15 protein-coding genes are annotated in these 19,702 nt (G+C 70.1%); 2 read left to right on the top strand and 13 right to left on the bottom strand.

Translation table 11 applies throughout. The features are described from left to right. Positions 1-2 precede the first annotated feature (2 nt). Together ABZ478_RS28210 and ABZ478_RS28205 are read right to left on the bottom strand one after the other, a co-directional pair. On the bottom strand, positions 3-2,252 hold the full coding sequence (locus ABZ478_RS28210; RefSeq protein ID WP_359553527.1) for a HAMP domain-containing protein: 2,250 nt from the start codon (positions 2,250-2,252) through the stop codon (positions 3-5). A gap of 257 nt (positions 2,253-2,509) precedes the next feature. Further along, on the bottom strand, positions 2,510-3,730 hold the full coding sequence (locus tag ABZ478_RS28205; protein WP_359553526.1) for a CapA family protein: 1,221 nt from the start codon (positions 3,728-3,730) through the stop codon (positions 2,510-2,512). A 20-nt stretch (positions 3,731-3,750) separates the two neighbouring features. On the opposite strand from ABZ478_RS28205, the gene ABZ478_RS28200 reads away from it, so the two are divergent. Continuing rightward, entirely contained in the window at positions 3,751-4,713 is a 963-nt protein-coding gene (locus ABZ478_RS28200) for a hypothetical protein (RefSeq protein ID WP_359553525.1), read from the top strand. A gap of 35 nt (positions 4,714-4,748) precedes the next feature. Next, positions 4,749-5,147, top strand: a complete 399-nt coding sequence (locus tag ABZ478_RS28195; protein WP_359553523.1) for an NTP pyrophosphohydrolase — start codon at positions 4,749-4,751, stop codon at positions 5,145-5,147. A 56-nt stretch (positions 5,148-5,203) separates the two neighbouring features. Here ABZ478_RS28195 and ABZ478_RS28190 read toward each other — a convergent pair whose 3' ends face one another. The 11 genes from ABZ478_RS28190 to ngcE all read right to left on the bottom strand — a co-directional run bounded on the left by ABZ478_RS28190 (position 5,204) and on the right by ngcE (position 19,549). After that, positions 5,204-5,491 (bottom strand): hypothetical protein, encoded by a 288-nt coding sequence (locus tag ABZ478_RS28190; protein ID WP_359553522.1) that lies wholly within the window; start codon positions 5,489-5,491, stop codon positions 5,204-5,206. Between the two features lie 92 nt (positions 5,492-5,583). Then, complete coding sequence (locus ABZ478_RS28185; RefSeq protein ID WP_359553552.1) at positions 5,584-7,128, bottom strand: glycosyltransferase family 39 protein; 1,545 nt, start codon at positions 7,126-7,128, stop codon at positions 5,584-5,586. Between the two features lie 81 nt (positions 7,129-7,209). After that, complete coding sequence (locus ABZ478_RS28180; RefSeq protein WP_359553521.1) at positions 7,210-8,733, bottom strand: amino acid permease; 1,524 nt, start codon at positions 8,731-8,733, stop codon at positions 7,210-7,212. 142 nt (positions 8,734-8,875) lie between these two features. After that, a complete protein-coding gene (dxs, locus tag ABZ478_RS28175; protein ID WP_359553520.1) occupies positions 8,876-10,804 on the bottom strand; it encodes a 1-deoxy-D-xylulose-5-phosphate synthase in 1,929 nt (642 codons plus the stop codon). 125 nt (positions 10,805-10,929) lie between these two features. After that, entirely contained in the window at positions 10,930-12,243 is a 1,314-nt protein-coding gene (locus ABZ478_RS28170) for a sugar ABC transporter permease (RefSeq protein WP_359553519.1), read from the bottom strand. Continuing rightward, on the bottom strand, positions 12,240-13,031 hold the full coding sequence (locus ABZ478_RS28165; RefSeq protein ID WP_199212467.1) for an ATP-binding cassette domain-containing protein: 792 nt from the start codon (positions 13,029-13,031) through the stop codon (positions 12,240-12,242). The genes ABZ478_RS28170 and ABZ478_RS28165 overlap by 4 nt, the downstream gene beginning before the upstream one ends. A gap of 192 nt (positions 13,032-13,223) precedes the next feature. After that, on the bottom strand, positions 13,224-14,324 hold the full coding sequence (locus ABZ478_RS28160) for a substrate-binding domain-containing protein (RefSeq protein WP_359553550.1): 1,101 nt from the start codon (positions 14,322-14,324) through the stop codon (positions 13,224-13,226). Between the two features lie 133 nt (positions 14,325-14,457). Beyond that, positions 14,458-15,669, bottom strand: a complete 1,212-nt coding sequence (locus ABZ478_RS28155) for an ROK family transcriptional regulator (protein ID WP_359553517.1) — start codon at positions 15,667-15,669, stop codon at positions 14,458-14,460. A gap of 519 nt (positions 15,670-16,188) precedes the next feature. After that, positions 16,189-17,112 (bottom strand): carbohydrate ABC transporter permease, encoded by a 924-nt coding sequence (locus ABZ478_RS28150; RefSeq protein ID WP_359553515.1) that lies wholly within the window; start codon positions 17,110-17,112, stop codon positions 16,189-16,191. A gap of 4 nt (positions 17,113-17,116) precedes the next feature. After that, positions 17,117-18,043 (bottom strand): sugar ABC transporter permease, encoded by a 927-nt coding sequence (locus ABZ478_RS28145; protein WP_359553514.1) that lies wholly within the window; start codon positions 18,041-18,043, stop codon positions 17,117-17,119. A gap of 60 nt (positions 18,044-18,103) precedes the next feature. Beyond that, entirely contained in the window at positions 18,104-19,549 is a 1,446-nt protein-coding gene (ngcE, locus tag ABZ478_RS28140; protein WP_359553512.1) for an N-acetylglucosamine/diacetylchitobiose ABC transporter substrate-binding protein, read from the bottom strand. Between the last annotated feature and the right edge of the window lie 153 nt (positions 19,550-19,702).

Below are 19,702 nucleotides of genomic sequence, written 5' to 3'. Positions count from 1 at the left end.
GATCAGTTCCTTGTGTACTGCTGAGACTGGGGCGGGGTGCGGCGGGGCTGCTGCCGCCGCTGGTCCTGCAGCTGCTGGCGGACGAGTTCGAGGGACCGGGTGACGGCGCCGACCTCGTCGTGGTGCTGCGGGAAGAGCACGGTCTTGCGGTCGCCGTCGGCCAGCGCCTCGGCCCGGTCGGCCAGGGTGCGCAGCGGCCGGGCGACGACGATGTGCAGCCAGCCCAGGCAGGCGACGGCCGCGGCGGCGCCGAGCAGCCCGGCGAGCACGGTGCGGTTCTGGGCCTCGTACTGCGGGATGGCGAGACGGTCGACCGGCTGCCAGCTGACCACGCTCCAGCCGAGCGGTTCGGCGGCTCCGCTGCCGGAGAACGGCGCGGCGGCGGCGATCCGTACGCCGTTCTCGCGGTAGAGCACGCCGCTCGGCCGGGGCTTCTTGCCGAGCCGCTGGGCGCTCGCCGCGGCGAGGTCCCGCAGGTGGCCGTCGGGCAGCGACTGGAAGGCGAGGAAGCCGGTGTTGCCGGCGATGACCTGGCCCCGGTCGTCCACGAGCCGGACCACGCCGAGGCCGGGCCGGGTCAGCAGCGCGTTGAGGAACGGGACGCGGAACTCGCCCACGAGTTCGGCTCCCGCGCGGCCGGGGATCTCGGCGGCGGCGACGACCACGGGCTGTCTGCCGCCGTGACCCATCAGTCGCAGCGGCGTGCTGGAGACCCGCTTGGACTGGGTGACCTGGGGTTTCTTGCCCTCGCGCGCCTGTATGGCGCCGTCGGAGTCGACGACGTAGAGGGAGCGGTAGCGCTGGTTCTCGTTGTAGGTGCGCTCCAGAACCCTTTCCATGTCCTCGGGCGTGGTGCGGTCGCCGATGAGGGAGGCCACCGACTGGAGGTCGGCGTCGCCCTCGTTGAGCGCGCGGCGTACCCGGTCGCTGAGGGTGTCGGTGCGTTCGCGCTGGTCGTTGACGAGCTGGCGGGGCACCTCGGCGGTGCGGTCGGCGCGGTTGACCAGCAGCATCAGCGGTGCGGACCAGGCCAGCAGCAGCACCGCGCAGCCGGTGAGGAGGGCCCGGGTGCCGATCCGGCGCACTCCGCGCGGGCGCGGTTCGGGGCCGGTGGTGCCGGTGCCCTCCCCGAGCAGCTGCCGGCGCAGCCGCTCGAGGGCGGCTCCGATCCGGTGCGCCTCGCCGTAGCCGGGGACGGTGACGGGCCGGTTCAGATCGCCGCGGGTGAGCCGGCGGGACTCCAGGAAGAGCCGGATGAGCGGGCGCTGCACGGTGCCCAGCAGTACCGCCACGGCCAGTGCGCCGATGACGAGCAGTGAGCCGCCCGCGAGCAGGCCGAAGACCGGGGAGTGGACACGGGCGGACTCCTCGGTCACCTTGACCATGGCGATCACGGACAGCCCGAGCCCGGAGGCGGTGGTGGTCTCGCCGGGCGACGGCGGGGCGAGCGTGGCGTATCCGGCGACGGACCGGTCACTGAGCAGCATGCCGCCGAGCAGGCTGCCGCTGACACCCTGGTAGCCGCCGCTGCCGGGCTCCTTGCTGCTGCGCGGGTCCTGCCGCGCCTCGCCGGCCGACTGCCGGGCGAAGTCCGCCAGCTGCTTGCGGGAGTCCTTGATGTCCTTGCGGTCGATGCGGTTGTGCGCCGACTCGGGTTCGGCGATGCCGTCGCTGCTGAGGATCGCGCCGCTCGCGTCGGCCACGGCGATGGAGCGGAACTGGCCGAGGCTGATGCCGGGGAACTTCAGGTTCCTGGAGGCCACCAGGAGCAGCTGTGGCTTGCCGGGCCAGTTCAGCAGCCCGAAGGAGAGCAGCCGCACCTCACCGTTCTTCAGCCGGACCATGCGCGGCGCCAGTCCGTTCTCGCCGCTGAGGGAGGAGGTGTCCACATCGGTGAGCGGCACCGTCTCGCCGCGGGCCGCGAGCAGCTTGCCGGTGCGGATCTCGACGACCGCGGTGCCCATCCACTTCTGGTAGGTGCTGCCGAGTTTGTCGAGTACGGCATCGCCGGAGACCGGCTGCCCGGCGCTGAACAGCGCGGCGGAGCGGGTGACGTCGGTCACGGACTCGTCGATGGAGGCGCGCAGGGCGATGGCGCCGTCCTCGGCGAAGTGCTGCTGCGAGGTCAGGACCGCCTTCGGTACCCCGGCGTCGTCGGCGTCGCCGAGCACGAGCGCCGTGAGGGCCGCGAGTGCCAGCAGGAGCGCCGAGAGGACCGCGATCGGCGGGCGGATCCCGCCGATGAGCGACATATCGGCTCGACGGCGGGCTCGGTGATGCCGCGCCGGGGGCGATGACGCCAAGGGGACAGTCCTCTCACGCATACGGTTCCGGGCGTGCCGACGGTAAGGCGCGCCCGGAAATCAGACATGTAAAGGGCAAGTGAAGTTGCAGTGAGTGTGGCGTGATCTGCGCAACATCGCACAAGTGTCGGACAGGAACAGACAAATCCGGTTCGTGTTCGACTGATGGTCATGACTCCTTCAGTCACTGTTCATGAGTCGTGCTGCTACCCGGGCAGGCTCGTCAGCGGCCGCAGACCGTCCGCGGCCGCGCCCCGGTTCAGCAGCGTTCCCTCGGTCCGCTCGAAGGCCAACCGCAGCCGTGAGCGCTGCCTGTCCGTGAGGTCGTGGTCGTCGCGGAGCGCGGCGGGCACGTCCAGCAGACGGTAGTCCCGCACGTCGTCCTCGCCGTAGGCGGCGGTGCCCCCGTCCCGGACGTTCTCGGCGTCCGGCGGGATGGTGAGCATCGTCGGCTCGAAGCGGGGCCGGACGTCCCAGTGGCCCTTGCCGTGCTCGGTGAAGGTGAACCAGGCGATCACCCCCTCCTCCGTCAGCCCGGTCGGCACCTGATGCCGGGCGATCTGGTTGCCGAGGCCGTAGGTGATCCAGGTCCCGTCGACCTTCTCCATCGGCTCCACGACGTGCGCGTGGTGGCCGATGACCAGGTTGATGCCGGTGTCGCGGGCGATCTGCCGGGCGAAGGAGATCTGCGAGGCCGACGGTTCCGGGTGGTGCTCACGGCCCCAGTGCAGGGAGAGGATCACCACCTCGGCGCCGGCCGCGCGGGCCCGCCGCTCGGCGGCCTTGATCCGGCCCAGGTCCTGCAGGTTGGCCAGCCAGGGCTTGTCCTTCGGCAGCGTGTGCGGCTCGTTGAAGCCGTAGCTGAAGGAGATCTGCGCGACCTTGACGCCCTTGACGTCCATGACGAGCGGGCTCAGCGCCTCCTTCCGGGTCCGGGAGGAGCCGGTGTGCTTCACCCCGGCGGCGTCGAGCGCGTCCAGGGTGCGCTTCACACCGTCGTAGCCGTGGTCGAGGCTGTGGTTGGAGGCGGTGGAGCAGGTGTCGTAACCGAGCTTCTTGATCGTCTTCGCGGTCTGCGGCGGCACCTGGAAGTCCGGGAAGCCCTCGAACGGGCCGTTCGCCGGGCCCATCACCGGCTCGAAGTGGCAGATCGCCAGGTCGGCCTTGCTGATCACCGGCTCGATGCCGGCCATCATCGGTCCGAAGTCCAGCCCGTTCACGCCCTTGCCGGTGCGCTTGGCGTCCTTGCGCGCCTGCTCGACCAGCTCGGGGTGCATCAGGATGTCCCCGCCGGCCGCGACGGTGAAGGAGCGTCCGCCGCCCTGGGCCGTGTCGTCGTCCGACAGGAGCCCACAGCCGGAGACGGCGGCGAGCAGGCAGAGCGGGGTCAGCAGGGACAGCGGGGTCCGACTACGGCGTCTTTTCACCGGGATATCTTGATACAACCATGAAAGCCCCTCGCACCCGGGTCATAACGATCGCAACAATACTGCTGGCCGTCGCCGCTCTCGCCGGAGGCCTGACGGCGCTGCTGCGCCCCCCGGGCGCGGCCGGCCGGCCCGCTCAAGGCGGTGGCGAGCGGGTCGATCTGGCACGGTCGGTGGCCGACTACACCGGCCGCTTCGGTCCCGACCAGGCCTTTCTGCCTCCCGGCAGAGCCGACCGCGAGGACATCGCCGAGGCGATCGGCCTGCTGCTCGACGGCCACCGCGATCGCGCGGAACGACGCCTCGCGCAGCGTGACTTCACGGTACGCACCCTCGTCGACCGCGCCTTTGGGCACCGCTACGCCGAGGTGGCCGACCGCACCGACACCGCCGTGACGCCGCGCGGCTGGGGCCGGGTCTACGTCGATCTGGAGCACCGTCCGAGCTGGTCCGTCCAGGTGCCGCACCCTGTTTCCGACCGCGGCACCGAACAGCTGGGGGTACGGGTGCTGCGCGGCTCCCCCGGCGGAGTCCTGGTGATCGCCGGTGCGCATCGCAAATCCGGATCCGACGACTCCGCCGATGTGGCGCACCGCCGGGACACGGTGTTCCACGCCATCTGCGCAGAGCTGGCCCGCCGCGGGATGCCGGGGATCCAGCTGCACGGTTTCGCCGCCTCCTCGGCGCCCGGTTACGACGTCATCGCCTCCACCGGCGCCGGGTCGGAGGGCCGGCAGGAGGGCCGGGAACTGGCCGACCGCCTGCGCGGCCGGGACTTCCGGGTGTGCCGGGCGTGGGTGCGGTCCTGCCCGCTGGAGGGCCGGACGAACCTTCAGGGCCGGGTCGCCGACGCCGAGGACGTGTCCTTTCTGCACGTCGAGTTCTCTCCCGAGGTACGCGCCGGCGGACGGGCCACGGCGCGCGCGGCCGACGCGGTCGCCGGGATCACCCGCGCCTGGGCGGACACCCCCGTGCCAGACTGAACCCGTCACGAACGCGACGAACGGACCGAGGCTCCATGACGGACACGGCGGGCGCCACGGACCCGGCGGACCAGACCCCGCTCCTGCTGATCGTCGACGGCGCGAACGTCGTCGGGTCGCGGCCGGACGGCTGGTGGCGGGACCGCCGGGGCGCCGCCGGGCGGCTGCGGGACCGGCTGGCCGCCGAGGGGCTGCCGGGGCATGACGGCGCCGTGGAGATCGTGCTCGTGGTCGAGGGCGCTGCTCGCGGGGTGGAGTCCGTGCCGGGGGTACGGGTGGAGTCGGCGCCCGGCAGCGGGGACGACCGCATCGTCGAGCTGGCCGCCGAGTACGCCGGCCGGCGCCGTCTGGTGGTCACGGCCGACCGTGAACTGCGGCGCCGGGTGACCGGGCTGGGCGCGGAGGTGACCGGCCCGCGCGCGGTGCTCGGCTGAGCGCCGAGCCGTCGAGGCGTGGCCGGGCGTGCGCGCGACGCCGCCCGAGGACGCCGTCAGCCCGAGAACGCCGCCATCAGGACGAAGAAGCCGGCCAGGCCGAGGGTGCCGAGGACCGTTCCGGTCACGGCGGGCCACATGCGGCCGATGCCCCGGCGGGCGTAGTGGATGCCCGCGAGGCCGAAGGTGACGGCGAGGGCGCCGGCCAGCCACGACCACGGCATCACGGCGAACATGAGGCCGGGCCAGACACCCGGCGCGGCGATGGCCCCGAGGACAAGCGCGGTGGGGCCGAGGGCGACGGCGGGCGTGTCGGTCGGGTCCGGCGTGATCGGCGCAGACATGTGATCCCCCTGGTTCGCATTATTTGAACGTGTTCAAATGACCGTCCCGAGCATAGCAGGGGGGACTCCGCCCGGCTCGGGTCAACTCCCTCTCAGTGACCCGGGATCCGGGCGTAGAGCACCGCTCCGTCGACCCGGCCCACCTCCTCGTACCGCCCGTTCAGCAGCCGGCGCAGGCTGGGGACGCGCTCGGGGCGGTACGGCTTGCCCCTCGAGTCGTCGACCACCAGGACCGGCGCCCGCGCGGCCAGCTCCGCGCGGAAGACGGGCCAGGCGCCCGGGACCGCGTACTTCTCGCCGACCCGGGGGCCGTCGCGGCCGCCGCTGTAGTTGGTGAGCAGGCCCGCCGTGAGGAAGCGGCTGGCCGGGGTGCGGTCCGCCAGCCAGTACGTCTCGGGGTGCATGCCCCACACCAGGACCCGGTCGGCGGGTGCCGTGCGGTGGGCGAGTGCGGCGGCGAGGCGCTGGGCGTGGGCGAGTTCGGGGCGCGGGGCGAGCAGGCCCCAGGTGAGGAACAGGGCGCAGCAGCAGGCCGAGGTGAGGACGGCGGACGTCGGACGGGCGCGGGGCAGGAGCCGGAGTGCCGCCGTGGCCAGCAGGGCGGCGGGCGGGAGGAGTTGCAGGTAGTAGTGCCCGAAGAAGTGGAAGCCCAGGACGACCGCGCCGGCCGAGGAGGCCAGCCAGAGCCACAGGTCGGGCCCCATCGTCCCCACGGCCCCCCGCGCTCGGACGGTGCCGGCGGCGCGGGCGGCGCGGGCGGCGCGCAGCACCCGTAGCACCGGTGGGATCAGGCCCGCGCAGGCCACGGTCAGGATCGCGGCGTTGGCCAGCCCCCGGCCGAGGACGAGCAGTTCCGAGCCGGTGAAGGAGGCGTAGGCGGCGGATCCGGTGACCGTCCAGAACAGGAACCCGGCGGGGTCGGTGGCGAGGGCGGCGCCCAGGACGGGCAGCGCGAAACCGGCCGCGAGCCGTACGGCTCCCGCCAGCACCGGCCCCGTTCGCACCGCACCGCCCACCCGGACGGCGGCCCCCGCCCGCGCCCCGCCCCGCCGGTACAGCAGCCAGGCGACCGGCAGCAGTACCGCGCCGCCCGTCTGCTTGGTGAGGAAGGCGCAGGCGACGGCGGTACCGGCCGCGCCCCAGCGGCCGCGGTCCGCGCACCACAGGGCGGCCGCGGTGCCGGGCAGTATGAACACCTCGAAGGTGGCGGCCTGCGCGTCCTCCGGGTTGAGTCCGACCGACACCAGCAGGTACAGCACCCCGGCGGTGCGTCCGGCGGTGTCGCCCCAGCGGCGCCGGGCCACGGAGGCCAGCAGGGCCGCGGTGAGCAGTTGCGCGACGACCGCCAGCACCCGGAGCGGGGTGAGCGAGCCGGAGCCGCAGACCGCGAAGGCGGCCTCGTACAGCCAGGGCAGCAGCGGCGGCTTACGGTCCACGACCGTCTCGTACAGCCGGCCACCGTGCGCGAGGAGGCCCGCCTGGACGGCCAGATAGCCCTCGTCGGGGTTCCACAGCGGGCGGACGAAGGACGGCACCCGGGTGACACAGGCCAGCGCCGCCAGGGCCGGGAGCAGCCGTATCCAGTACGCCGTCCGGGTGATCGCGGGCCGTGCGGAGCTGGACTGGGCGGCGAGCATGGGCAGCACGCACAGCACGTTATCCGGCCCCGCGGTTCCGGCGAAGCGGAACATACGGGGCCGAAGGGAGCGGTCGGCTGCTTACTGCTTCTTTCCGGGCGGCGCTCCCGGCACCTCACCGGCCGGGGCCTTCTCCCGCAGGGCGAGCAGGCTGTGCTTGCGGCCGTAGAGGAGGTAGACCGCGATGCCGATGACCATCCAGATGGCGAAGCGCAGCCAGGTCTCGGCGGGCAGGTTGAGCATCAGCCACAGCGTGGCGCACACGGACACGATCGGGACCACCGGGACCCAGGGGGTGCGGAACGCGCGGGGCAGGTCCGGGCGCGTCCTGCGCAGGATGATGACACTGATCGCGACGACGACGAACGCGAACAGCGTGCCGATGTTCACCAGTTCGGCCAGCTCGCTCAGGCTGGTGAACCCGGCCACGATCGCGATGATCACGCCGAGCAGGATGGTCGGCCGGTGCGGGGTCTTGAAGCGCGGGTGGACGCGGGAGAAGAAGCGCGGCAGCAGGCCGTCACGGCTCATCGCGAAGAACACCCGGGTCTGTCCGAGCAGCAGGATCATGCAGACGGTCGTCAGGCCGACGGCGGCGCCGAAGCTGATCACGCCCGCGTACCAGGGATGTCCGATGGCCTTGAAGGCGTCGGCCAGCGGGGCCTCCACCGACAGCCGGGTGTACTTCTCCATGCCGGTGACGACGACGGAGACGGCGACGTAGAGCACGGTGCAGATGAGCAGCGAGCCGAGGATGCCGCGCGGCATGTCCCGCTGCGGGTTGCGGGTCTCCTCGGCGGCCGTGGCGACGATGTCGAAGCCGATGAACGCGAAGAACACCACCGAGGCGGCGGTGAAGATGCCCATCACACCGAAGTTGGCGGGCGCCCAGCCGAACATGAGCTGGATGAGCGGGGCCTTGAGATTGCCGCCGGCCGACACCGGCTCCGGGTGCGGGATGAACGGCTTGTAGTTCTCACCGCGGATGAAGAAGGCACCGGCGATGATCACGATGAGGACGACGGCGACCTTGATCGCGACCACGACCGAGGTGATCCGGGCGGACAGCTTCATGCCGAGCACGAGGATGCAGGTGAGCACCAGGACGAGCGCCGCGGCGAGGATGTCGAAGCCGAACCCGGAGGCCCCGTCCCGGCCGGCCAGGTAGTCCGGCAGGTGCCAGCCCGCGTTGTCGAGCAGCGAGCGGATGTAGCCCGACCAGCCGACGGCCACCACCGCCGTACCGAGGGCGAACTCCAGGACGAGGTCCCAGCCGATGATCCAGGCGGGCAGTTCACCGAGGGAGGCGTACGAGAAGGTGTACGCGGAGCCCGCCACGGGGACCGTGGAGGCGAACTCCGCGTAGCAGAGCGCGGCGAGCGCGCAGACCACGCCGGCCGCGACGAAGGCCAGGGACACCGCGGGACCGGCGTTGTTCTTGGCCACCTGTCCGGTGAGGACGAAGATGCCGGTGCCGATGATGACACCCACACCGAAGACGGTCAGATCGAGGGCGGAGAGGGACTTCTTGAGTGAATGCTCGGGTTCCTCGGTGTCCCGGATGGACTGTTCGACGTTCTTCGTCCTGAAGAGCGCGCTGCTCACGTGCCTACCTCCCACGCTTGTCGTCCTCGACATGATCGAGAGGGCCGGGTGTGCGTATGCCCCGGCACAGGCAGGTTCACGCAGAAGGGCCGGTTCCGCCACCGGGGAACGGGGGCGGAACCGGCCCTGAAGCCGCTTTCTCCTAGTCGCGCGCCGGCTGGACGGAGTCGACCTCCGCCGCCGTACGGTCGAACCGGCCGTCCAGCTTGGAGACCAGACCGGTGACCTGGCGGGCGATGTCGGGCGCGGTCAGCCCGATCTCGGTCATGACCTCGGCGCGGGAGGCGTGGTCGAGGAAGCGCGGCGGGATGCCGAAGTCGCGCAGCGGCACGTCCACGCCGGCGTCGCGCAGGGCCTGGGCGATCGCGGAGCCGACACCGCCGACGCGGCTGTTGTCCTCGACGGTGACGACGACCCGGTGCCGCTCGGCGAGCGGGGCCATGGCCTCGTCGACGGGCTTGACCCAGCGCGGGTCGACCACGGTGGTGGAGATGCCCTGCCGCTCGAGCAGGCCGGCGATCTCCAGGCACATCGGCGCGAGGGCGCCCACGGAGACCAGCAGCACGTCCGGGCGGTCGGTGCCGGGCTCGCGCAGCACGTCCATGCCGCCGACCCGGCCCACGGCCGGTACTGCGGGGCCGACGGCGCCCTTGGAGAAGCGGACCACGGTCGGCGCGTCATCGACGGCGACCGCCTCGCGGAGCTGCGCCCGGACCTGGTCGGCGTCGCGCGGGGCGGCCAGCCGCAGGCCCGGCACGACCTGGAGGATCGACATGTCCCACATGCCGTTGTGGGAGGCGCCGTCGGTGCCGGTGACACCGGCCCGGTCCAGGACGAAGGTCACCCCGCACTTGTGCAGGGCCACGTCCATGAGGACCTGGTCGAAGGCGCGGTTGAGGAAGGTGGCGTAGACGGCGAAGACCGGGTGGACGCCGGCGTGGGCCAGGCCCGCCGCCGACACGGCTCCGTGCTGCTCGGCGATGCCGACGTCGTAGACGCGGTCGGGGAAGCGCTTGGCGAACCTGTCCAGGCCGACCGGCTGGAGCATGGCCGCCGTGATGGCGACGACGTCCTCGCGCTCCTCGCCGAGCTTGACCATCTCGTCGCCGAAGACGGAGGTCCAGTCGGCGCCGGAGCTGGCGATCGGCAGACCGGTGTCGGGGTGGATCTTGCCGACGGCGTGGAAACGGTCGGCCTCGTCCTGCAGCGCGGGCTGGTAGCCGCGGCCCTTCTCGGTCAGGCAGTGCACGATGACGGGGCCGCCGAACCGCTTGGCCCGGGCCAGCGCCGACTCCAGGGCCTCGATGTCGTGCCCGTTGATCGGGCCGACGTACTTCAGGCCCAGGTCCTCGAACATGCCCTGCGGGGCGATGAAGTCCTTCAGCCCCTTCTTGGCGCCGTGCAGGGTCTCGTACAGCGGCTTGCCGACGACCGGGGTGCGGTCGAGGATGTCCTTCGTCCGGGCGAGGAAGCGCTCGTAGCCGTCGGTCGTGCGCAGGGTCGCCAGGTGGTTGGCGAGGCCGCCGATGGTCGGCGCGTAGGAGCGCTCGTTGTCGTTGACGACGATGACCAGCGGGCGGTCCTTGGCCTCGGCGATGTTGTTCAGCGCCTCCCAGGCCATGCCGCCGGTCAGCGCCCCGTCACCGATGACGGCGACGACGTGGCTGTCCCGCTTCTTGAGCTGGTTGCCCTTGGCGATGCCGTCCGCCCAGCCGAGCACCGTGGAGGCGTGGCTGTTCTCGATGACGTCGTGCTCGGACTCGGCCTGCGCGGGGTAGCCGGACAGGCCGCCCTTCATCTTCAGCCGGGAGAAGTCCTGCCGGCCGGTGAGCAGCTTGTGGACGTAGGACTGGTGTCCGGTGTCCCACAGGACCTTGTCCTTCGGGGAGTGGAAGACGCGGTGCAGGGCGATGGTGAGCTCGACCACGCCCAGGTTGGGGCCGAGGTGGCCGCCGGTCTTGGAGACGGCGTCGACCAGGAAGGTCCGGATCTCCTCTGCCAGCTGGTCCAGCTCCTCCAGGCTGAGCCGGTCCAGATCGCGCGGTCCCCTGATGCGGGTCAGCAGCGGCACCCGTGCCTCCTTGCAGTAGAGCTGATCGAGCTGTTGCCGGGCTTGTCGAGTCTAATGTTCCGGGTTTGCGGGACACGACAGTGCCCGGCACCTTCCGGTGCCGGGCACTGTTTCGACCCGGGACGCTACGCGCGGCCCGCGGTCTTCTGGGTCTTGCGGGTGACGGAGTCGATGACCACGGTGGTCAGCAGCACCGCCGCGGTGATCATGTACTTCACCGGCTCGGCGATGGACTCCAGCTGGAGACCGTACTGGATGGACACGATCACCAGCACACCCAGCAGGGCGTTCCAGGTGCGGCCGCGGCCACCGAAGAGCGAGGTGCCGCCGATGACGGCCGCGGCGATCGCGTTCATCAGCAGGTCGCCGGTGCCGGCGCTCTGGTTGGCGGAGGCGATCTTGGAGGCCAGGAACAGACCGCCGATCGCGGCGAACCCGCCGGAGATGGCGAACACGGAGATCCGCACCGCGGTGACGTTGATGCCCGCACGCCGGGAGGCCTCGACGCTGCCACCGAGCGCGAAGATCTTGCGGCCGTAGGAGGTGCGGCGCAGCAGGAAGTCCGTGCCGACCAGGAAGGCGAGGAAGATCACCGTGGCCAGCGGCAGGCCCTTGTACTGGTTGTACATGTACGCCGCGGCGAAGGAGACCACGGCCAGCAGGACGGTGCGCAGGACCGTGTCGCTGAGCGGCCGGGACGGGACGCCCGCGGCCTCGCGGCGCCGGTTGCCGAGGAAGGAGCTGACGAAGAACAGCACGACCACGACGGCGGCCAGACCGTAGGCGGCGGCCAGGTCGGTGAAGGTGTACGTGGTCAGCTTGCCGATCAGACCGTCGCTGTCGAGGTTGATCGTGCCGTCCTCGCCCAGCACCTTCAGCATGAAGCCGAGCCAGAACAGCAGACCGGCCAGGGTGACGGCGAAGGCGGGGGCGCCGAGCACCGCGAAGAAGAAGCCGTGCAGCGAGCCGATGGCGGCACCGACGGCGACGGCGACCAGGACGGCCACCCACTCGGGCCAGCCCTGGTTGACCGTGAGGACGGCCGCGAGGGCGCTGGCCGCGCCGCTGACCGAGCCGACCGACAGGTCGATCTCACCGAGCAGCAGCACGAAGACGATGCCGACGGAGATCATGCCCGTGCCGACCATCGTGACCGTGATGTTGCTGATGTTCTGCGCGGAGAGGAACTCGGAGTTCAGGACCTGGAAGATGATGCAGATGATCGCGAGGCCCAGGATCACCGGGAGGGAACCCAGCTCACCGGCCTTCATCTTCCGCTTGAACTCGGTCCAGTAGCCGAGCAGGCCCTGCTCGCGCACCAGCAGCCGGGGATCGACCGCGGTGACCGCGGCGGAGGCGGCCTCGGGGTTCACGACGGGCGCGTGCTTGCCGGGCTCGGGCGTCTTGTCGACGTTCGCGGAGGTCTTGTCGACGCTCACTTGGAAACCTCCCCGTTCGTGCGCGCCGCACGGCGGGTCACGGCGTTGTCGGTGGCGCCGGTGATGGCGGAGATGATCTCCTCCTGCGAGGTCGTCTTGACCTCGAAGACGCCGTTGTTGCGGCCGAGGCGCAGGACGGCGACCTTGTCGGCCACCGCCTTCACGTCCGCCATGTTGTGGCTGATGAGGATGACGGCGTGACCACGCTCGCGCAGACGCTCCACGAGGTCGAGGACCTGGGCGGTCTGCTCGACGCCGAGGGCGGCGGTGGGCTCGTCGAGGATGACGAGCTTGGGGTCACCGAGCATCGAACGGGCGATGGCCACGGTCTGGCGCTGACCGCCGGAGAGCGAGGCGATCGGGATACGGACGCTGGGGATGCGGATCGACAGCGTGGTGAGCAGCTCGCGGGCGCGGCGCTCCATCTCGACCTCGTCCAGGACGCCGAACTTCTTCAGCTCGCGGCCGAGGAAGAGGTTGCCGACGACGTCGATGTTGTCGCACAGCGCGAGGTCCTGGTAGACCGTCGCGATGCCCAGGGCCTGGGCGTCGTGCGGCCGGCTGATCGACACGGGCTTGCCGGCCCACTCGATGGCGCCCTCATCGATGGGGTGCACGCCGGCGATCGTCTTGACCAGCGTGGACTTTCCGGCGCCGTTGTCGCCCACCAGGGCGACAACCTCACCGGCGTGGACCTCAAGCTCTACGTCGGTGAGCGCCTGAACGGCACCGAACCGCTTGGAGACCCCGCGCAACGCCAGCACGGGCGTAGCGGACACGTGAACCATCTCCTTCGCCGCCTGACCCGGCGGGAGGTTGTGCAGAAGAGTTTGGGGGGTAGTTCCGTCCGGCGCCCCGCGCCGAGCTTGCGGGGCTGCGTGAATACGCGGGGCACCGGAGGAGCCTGGGAGCACCCGGTCCGGCCCGGTACCGGCGTTCTCGACCGAACGCCGGTACGGGGGACTGGATTTAGGTGCTGCTTACTTCAGGCCGAGCTTGTCGCAGGCGGACTTGTACTTGCCCGTGCAGATGTCGGCGACGGTGTAGACGCCGTCCTTGATGACGGTGTCGTTGATGTTGTCCTTGGTCAGCGCGGTGACCGGGACGAGCACCGAGGGGACGTCCTTGACGGAGCCGGAGGAGACCTTGTCCTTGGCGACCGAGTCCAGGCTCTCGCCCTTGGCGAGGGCGACGGCCATCTCGGCGGCGGCCTCGGCCTCGGGGGCGTACGGCTTGTAGACGCTCATGTACTGCTCACCGGAGACGATGCGCTGCACACCGGCCAGCTCGGCGTCCTGGCCGGTGACCGGGACGGAGATGCCCGCGGCCTTCAGAGCGGTGATGATACCGCCGGCCATGCCGTCGTTGGCGGAGTAGACACCCGCGATCTTGCCCTTGCCGACCGAGGAGATCGCCGCCTCCATCTCGGAGTTGGCGTTGTCCGGCGACCACTCCTTGGTGTCGTACTCCTTGGCGATGGTGACCTTGCCGTCGAGGACGGAGTGCGCGCCCTTCTTGAACTGGGCGGCGTTCGGGTCGGTGACCGAGCCGTTGACCATGACGATCTTGGAGGACTTGGTGGCCTTGCTGCCCAGCGCCTTCAGCAGGGCCTCACCCTGGGTCTTGCCGACCTCTTCGTTGTCGAACGAGGTGTAGGCGCTGATCGGGCCCTCGGCCAGGCGGTCGTACGCGACGACCTTGATGCCGGCGTCCTTGGCCTTCTGGACCGAGTTCTGGATCGCCTTGGCGTCGACCGCGTCGACGATCAGCACGTCCACCTTGTTGGTGATCATGGTGTCGACCTGCTGGGCCTGCAGGTTCGCGTCCTGACGGGCGTTGTTGTACTGGATCTCCGCCTTGTTGTTCGTCAGCTCCTGGATCTTCTTCGTGATCAGGGGCTTGTCGAACTTCTCGTAGCGGGCGGTCTTGTTCTCCGGAAGCAGGAGACCGACCTTGATGTTGTCGCCCTTCTTGGCGGACGCCGAAGAGCTGTCGTCTCCCTTGGACTCCTTGGCACTGCCACAGGCGGCCAGCGAGACGGCCATCGCACCAGCGGCAACGGCAACGGCGGCACGACGCATACGCGTGTTCACTCTGTAAACCTCCCTGACGAGGCCGCGTCGTTGCGGCCGAGGTGGCTGGAAGTCAACTCGGCCACACGTGCGACGTCAAGAAGTAAATCCTTAACGAGATGGCAACGGTGCCATCCGTTCTCTAAGTGAAGGCAGGGGTGGCCGCCGCGAGCGCACCCGCGACAGATCCGTCCAGAAGGGTCGAATCGCCCATCTCGCTGAGTGCGAGAGCGAGCGCTCCGAGCACCTCCGCACGGCCCCCAAGTGCCCCGGGAAGAACGGACAGTTGGCGCGCCGCGCTGGGGATCGCGTAGCGGCCGACGGACTCCCTGATGGGCCCGAGAACGAGCTCTCCGGCCTCGGCGAGATCACCACCGAGGACCACCCGGCTCGGGTTCAGCAGATTGCAGAGATTGGCCACTCCACTGCCGATGTGGCGGCCGACGTCGGCGATCACCCGACGACAGCCCGGGTCTCCGTCCCTGGCCAGCCGAACGACGCCTTCCATGGTCAGATCGGTGCCGTGGCTGGGCTGGAGCAACGGAAGCACGTAGCGCGCGGCCGTGAAGGTCTCCAGGCAGCCACGGTTTCCGCATCGGCAGACCGGGCCGGATTCGTCGAGTGTAATATGTCCTATTTCGCCAGCCGTGCCGCCCGGGCCGCGATAGATCTTCCCGTTGATCACGAGACCGGCGCCGACACCGCTGGCGACCTTGATGTACGCCAGGTCGCGGACACCCTTGCCGCTGCCCCAGACCAGCTCGCCGAGCGCGCCGAGGTTGGCGTCGTTGTCCACGTGCACGGGCACGCCGAGCCGCTCGCGCAGCTCCTCGGCGGGCCTGGTGCCGGTCCAGCCCGGCAGGATCGCGGTGGACCCCAGGGTCCCCGACTCCACGTCGATCGGGCCGGGCACACCGAGCCCCACGCCGGCCACCTTGGTCCGGTCCACGCCGGTGGCCGCGATCAGCCGGTTGACCAGCTCCTCGGCCCGGTCGAAGCCCTGCGAGGAGGAGGCGTCCACGTCCAGCGGCTCGGACTCCTCGGCCAGCACCTGGTGCGCGAGGTTCCCGATCGCGACGCGCAGGTGCGTGTGCCCGAAGTCCACGCCGATCACGATGCCGGCGTCCCCGCTCAGCGAGACGCTGCGGGCCCGCCGCCCGCCCGCAGACGTGGGCGTGACCTCGACGGTTCCGCCGTCCTTCAGCTCCCGCACGATGTTCGAGACCGTCGCGGCGGACAGGCCGGTCGTCCGTGCGATCTCCGCCTGCGTGAGCGACCCGGCAAGCCGTACTGCCCGCACGACCCGCTCCAGGTTGGCTCGGTGCAGCGACGACTGCGACCCCGGAGTCTCCATCGACCCATCCACTCCCGCCATCGGCCGGGCGGCCCCAGTGCCGCCCGTGGCCCAGGTCACATCCGCGGAACCGGGCCACTTACAAGTTGTGAACTCCAAGCTCGGCTGTACGGGTTACTTGAGTCAAGTCCTTGACGGAAATCGCTCTCGCTTTCACCGTTCCGCCCAGGACACCCCGGGGACATGTACAGGCCACCCGCGAGCAGGGCGGAAGGGCGCCGAGGCGGACATCCCGGAAGGGGGCCGGAGCGGGCGGTGCTCGGCCGGGGCGGGTCCCGGCGCATCGTTCAGCCGCGGAATGCGGAGACCTCGCCGTGACCTGGCCGTGCCCCGGAGCGGGACCGGGGCTCGGGACGGCGGTGCGAATCGCGAGTGCGAAGAACGCGGGGCGGCGGCGGGCACGGGCCGCCCGGTGCGACGGGGCCCGGCGGGCGGACGCGGGAGCCGTCGGGACGGTCGCGGACAGGGACGGGCCCGGGCGCCCCGTGGGGGACGCCCGGGCCGTCGGCGGGGCTGCCGCTACTTCAGGGCCCCCGCGGTCAGTCCCGCCACCACCTGGCGCTGGAAGACGATGTACGCCGCCAGGACCGGCAGCATCGCCATCACCAGGCCGGCGAACAGGCCGGACCAGTCGCCCTTGTAGCCCTGGCTGACCGCGAGCTGGACCAGGCCCTGGGTGAGGACGCGCTTGTCGGGGTCGGTGTTGAGGACCGTGGGCAGCATGTACTGGTTCCACTGGCCGAGGAAGTTGAAGATGCCGACGCTGATCAGGCCCGGCTTGGCCATCGGCAGCATGATCTGGAAGAACGTACGCGTGTGCGAGGCGCCGTCCACGAAGGCCGCTTCCGCCACCGAGGTGGGCAGCGTGCGGAAGAAGGCGGTCAGGAAGAACACCGTGAACGGCAGCGAGTACGCGATGTAGACCAGGATCAGGCCGTGGATGGTGTTCAGCAGGCCCATGTTGTTCACCACGTAGAACAGCGGGACCAGCGCCAGCATGATCGGGAAGCTCATGCCGCCGATGAACAGGAAGTAGATGAAGCGGTTGCCGGGGAAGTCGAAGCGGGCCAGGACGTAGGCCGCCATGGAACCGAGCACCAGTGTGCCGACGAGCGAACCGCCGACCACCAGGATCGTGTTCAGGAAGTAGTCGCTCATGTTGGCCTGGGTCCAGGCCCTCGACCAGTTGTCGAAGTGCAGCCGGTCCGGCAGCGACCAGGGCGAGCCGAAGATGGAGGCGTCGTCCTTGAAGGACGTCATCACCGCCCACAGCAGCGGCAGGACCACCATGATCGCCCACAGGACCAGCATGCCGTGGGAGAAGACGTTGAGGACGGAGCCCTCCCTCTTCTCCACGGCCGGCCGCGCCGGCGCCACGTCGACCTTCGATACGGTCGCGCCGGACTCGGCCGGCAGCGGGGCGGGGGTCTCGGTCGTCTTCATCGCTTCAGTACTCCAGCCGCTCGCGACGGCCCAGCCGCATCACGACCGCCGCGAAGGCGAGCGTGACCACGAGGAGGGCGACGCCGATGGTGGTGGCGTAGGCGGCCTGACCGTCCCGGAACGCCTTCTGGTACACGTACAGGACCATCACGGTGGTCGAGTAGTCGGGACCGCCCGGCCCGGTCGTCATGATCTGGACGACCGCGAAGGACTCGGCGCCGAGCGCGAGGATGCCCATGTAGACCCAGCCGGACTGCACCGTGTCCCACAGCAGCGGCAGGGTGATGCGGAAGAACGTGGTGAAGCGGCTCGCCCCGTCGAGCAGGGCCGCCTCGTACATCTCGGCCGGGATCGACGCCATGCCCGCCGAGAACAGCACCACGAAGAAGCCGACCGTGGACCACACGAGCACGGCCATCACACACCACAGGGCGAGGCCCGGATCGCCCAGCCACAGGGGCTGCACGCTGTCCAGACCGATTCCGCGCAGGAAGGAGTTGATGGCGCCGCTGTCCGGGTTGTAGGCGAAGGCGAACAGCAGCGCGACGATCGCGATCGACAGCACTTGCGGGAAGAAGTAGACGATTTTGTAGAACCCCGAGCCGCGGACACCGGAGATCACCGGGCCGCCCCTCCGGCGCCGTCCGCCCACATTGATCATGAAGGCGAAGAACAGCGCCAGAGCGATCGTCACCAGCGGCAGGACCAGCGCGAACAGCAGGCTGTGCTGCAACGACTTCCAGAAGATGTCGTCGTCGAACATCCTCCGGTAGTTGTCGAAGCCGACCATCTTGAATTCGGGACTCAGTCCGGTCCAGTCCGTGAACGAATAGTAGATGGACTGGATGAAGGGCCATACGACGAAAAGCGCGTAGAGCCCGAGGGGTGCCGCGAGGAACCCCACGATGAACCGGTACTTGCCGTGCTGCATTACTGCCGACCCCGATCTCCGGTCAGGTGCTGCCGCTGGTGACGGGCCCTCACTTCGGGCCTACTGGTGCTTGTAGTGCTTGATCGACGTGTCCTTCGCGGCCTCGTCGGCGAAGCCCTGGATCTTCTTGATGGCCTCCGCCGGGGTGAGGCGGCCGGCCATCATCTCGCCGAGCCCGGCCACACCGATCTTCTCCTTCTGGAGCTGCACGTACCAGTCCTGCAGCCGCGGATTCACCACGTTGGCTCCGGCCTTGTCCAGCGCCGCCACACCCGACTTCAGGCCCGGGGTGAGGGTGATGCCGTCGGTGCCGCCGTTGAAGGCGGTCAGCGACTTCACCTTGGCGGTGAAGTTCTTCGAGGAGGCCTCGGAGAGCATGATGCGCAGCTGCTCCATGCCGCCCTCGGAGTTCGCCGCCTTGGCCGGCACGACGAAGGGCTCGCCGCCGGAGGCCCAGATGGTGCCGAACGGCATCTTGTCGGAGCCGTCGAGGCCGGTGGGCGCGGAGACCGCGAGGTTGAAGTCGGCCGGGATGACGTTGGCCGACTCGTTCTCCACCCAGGAGCCGTTCGGGATGAACAGCGCCTTGCCCTTGGCCCACGCCGTCTGCGACTGGATGTGGTCCAGGCCCGGGGTGCCCCTGAGGACGTAGCCCTTCTTGTAGAGCTCGTAGTAGGCCTCGAAGCAGGCCTTGACGGCCGGGTGCTTCCAGGCGTTCGGCTCCAGGTTGTCGATGGCGTCCAGCACCTCGCGGCCGCCGACCTTGCCGATCATCGGGTACAGCGAGAAGGGCAGGTAGTACGGGTACTTGCCCGCGTACGTCCAGCCCGCCATGCCCTTCTTCTTGGCCTTCTCGCAGACCTTGAGCATCTCGTCCCAGGTCTCCGGGTACTTCTCGTCGAGCGAGTCCAGGGCCTTCTGCGAGTACCAGACGCCGTACACCGTGTAGGCGTAGTACAGGATCCAGACCTTGTCGCCGTCGAACTGGCCCATCTCCACGATGCCCGGGCGCAGCGTGTCGCGGACCTTCTTGCCCGGGTCGTCGAACGACGGCGCGTCCAGCAGCGGGGTGAGGTCGGCGAGCTGGTTCTTGCCGACGAGCACGCCCATGTCCATCTGCTCGGCACCGGAGTTGTCGATGAGGTCCGGCGGGTTGCCCTGGTTGAAGCGGGGCTGCAGGGTGGACTGGATCTTCTGGGTGGCGGCGAACTTCACCGTGGCCTTGGGGAAGTCCTTCTGGTAGATCTTCACCGCGTCCTGGGCGTACTCCTTGCCGAAGCCGCCGTCGAAGAGGACGAACTCCATCTTCGCGCCGTCGTTGACGCCGAGCGGGTTCTTCGCGGTCTTCTTGCCGGCCTTCGCCTTGTCCTGTCCGTCGCCGCCGCTGCTCGCGCAGGCGGAGAGCAGACCCATTCCGGGGGCGGCCACCAGGCCGAGCGCCGCGGACCGCTTGATCAGATCGCGGCGGCCGACACCCTCGCCACCGTGGTGCGCAGTGGATCCCATGCTCAAGTCCTCGCCTTCTCCAGGACTCAGGCGGTGAACCGGATCCTCCCCGGCACCGCTGTCGGGTAGTGCAGGGTCATGCGGGAAACGTCGACAGGTATAGTCCACTTCCCGCCAGCGGAGCAAGATCGAATGCAAGGTTCGCGATGGGTC

It is taken from the genome of Streptomyces sp. NPDC005706, assembly GCF_040631045.1.
Taxonomy (GTDB): domain Bacteria; phylum Actinomycetota; class Actinomycetes; order Streptomycetales; family Streptomycetaceae; genus Streptomyces.
Note: the sequence above shows the minus strand (reverse complement) of the source record. Positions and strands in the feature narration are given on the sequence as shown.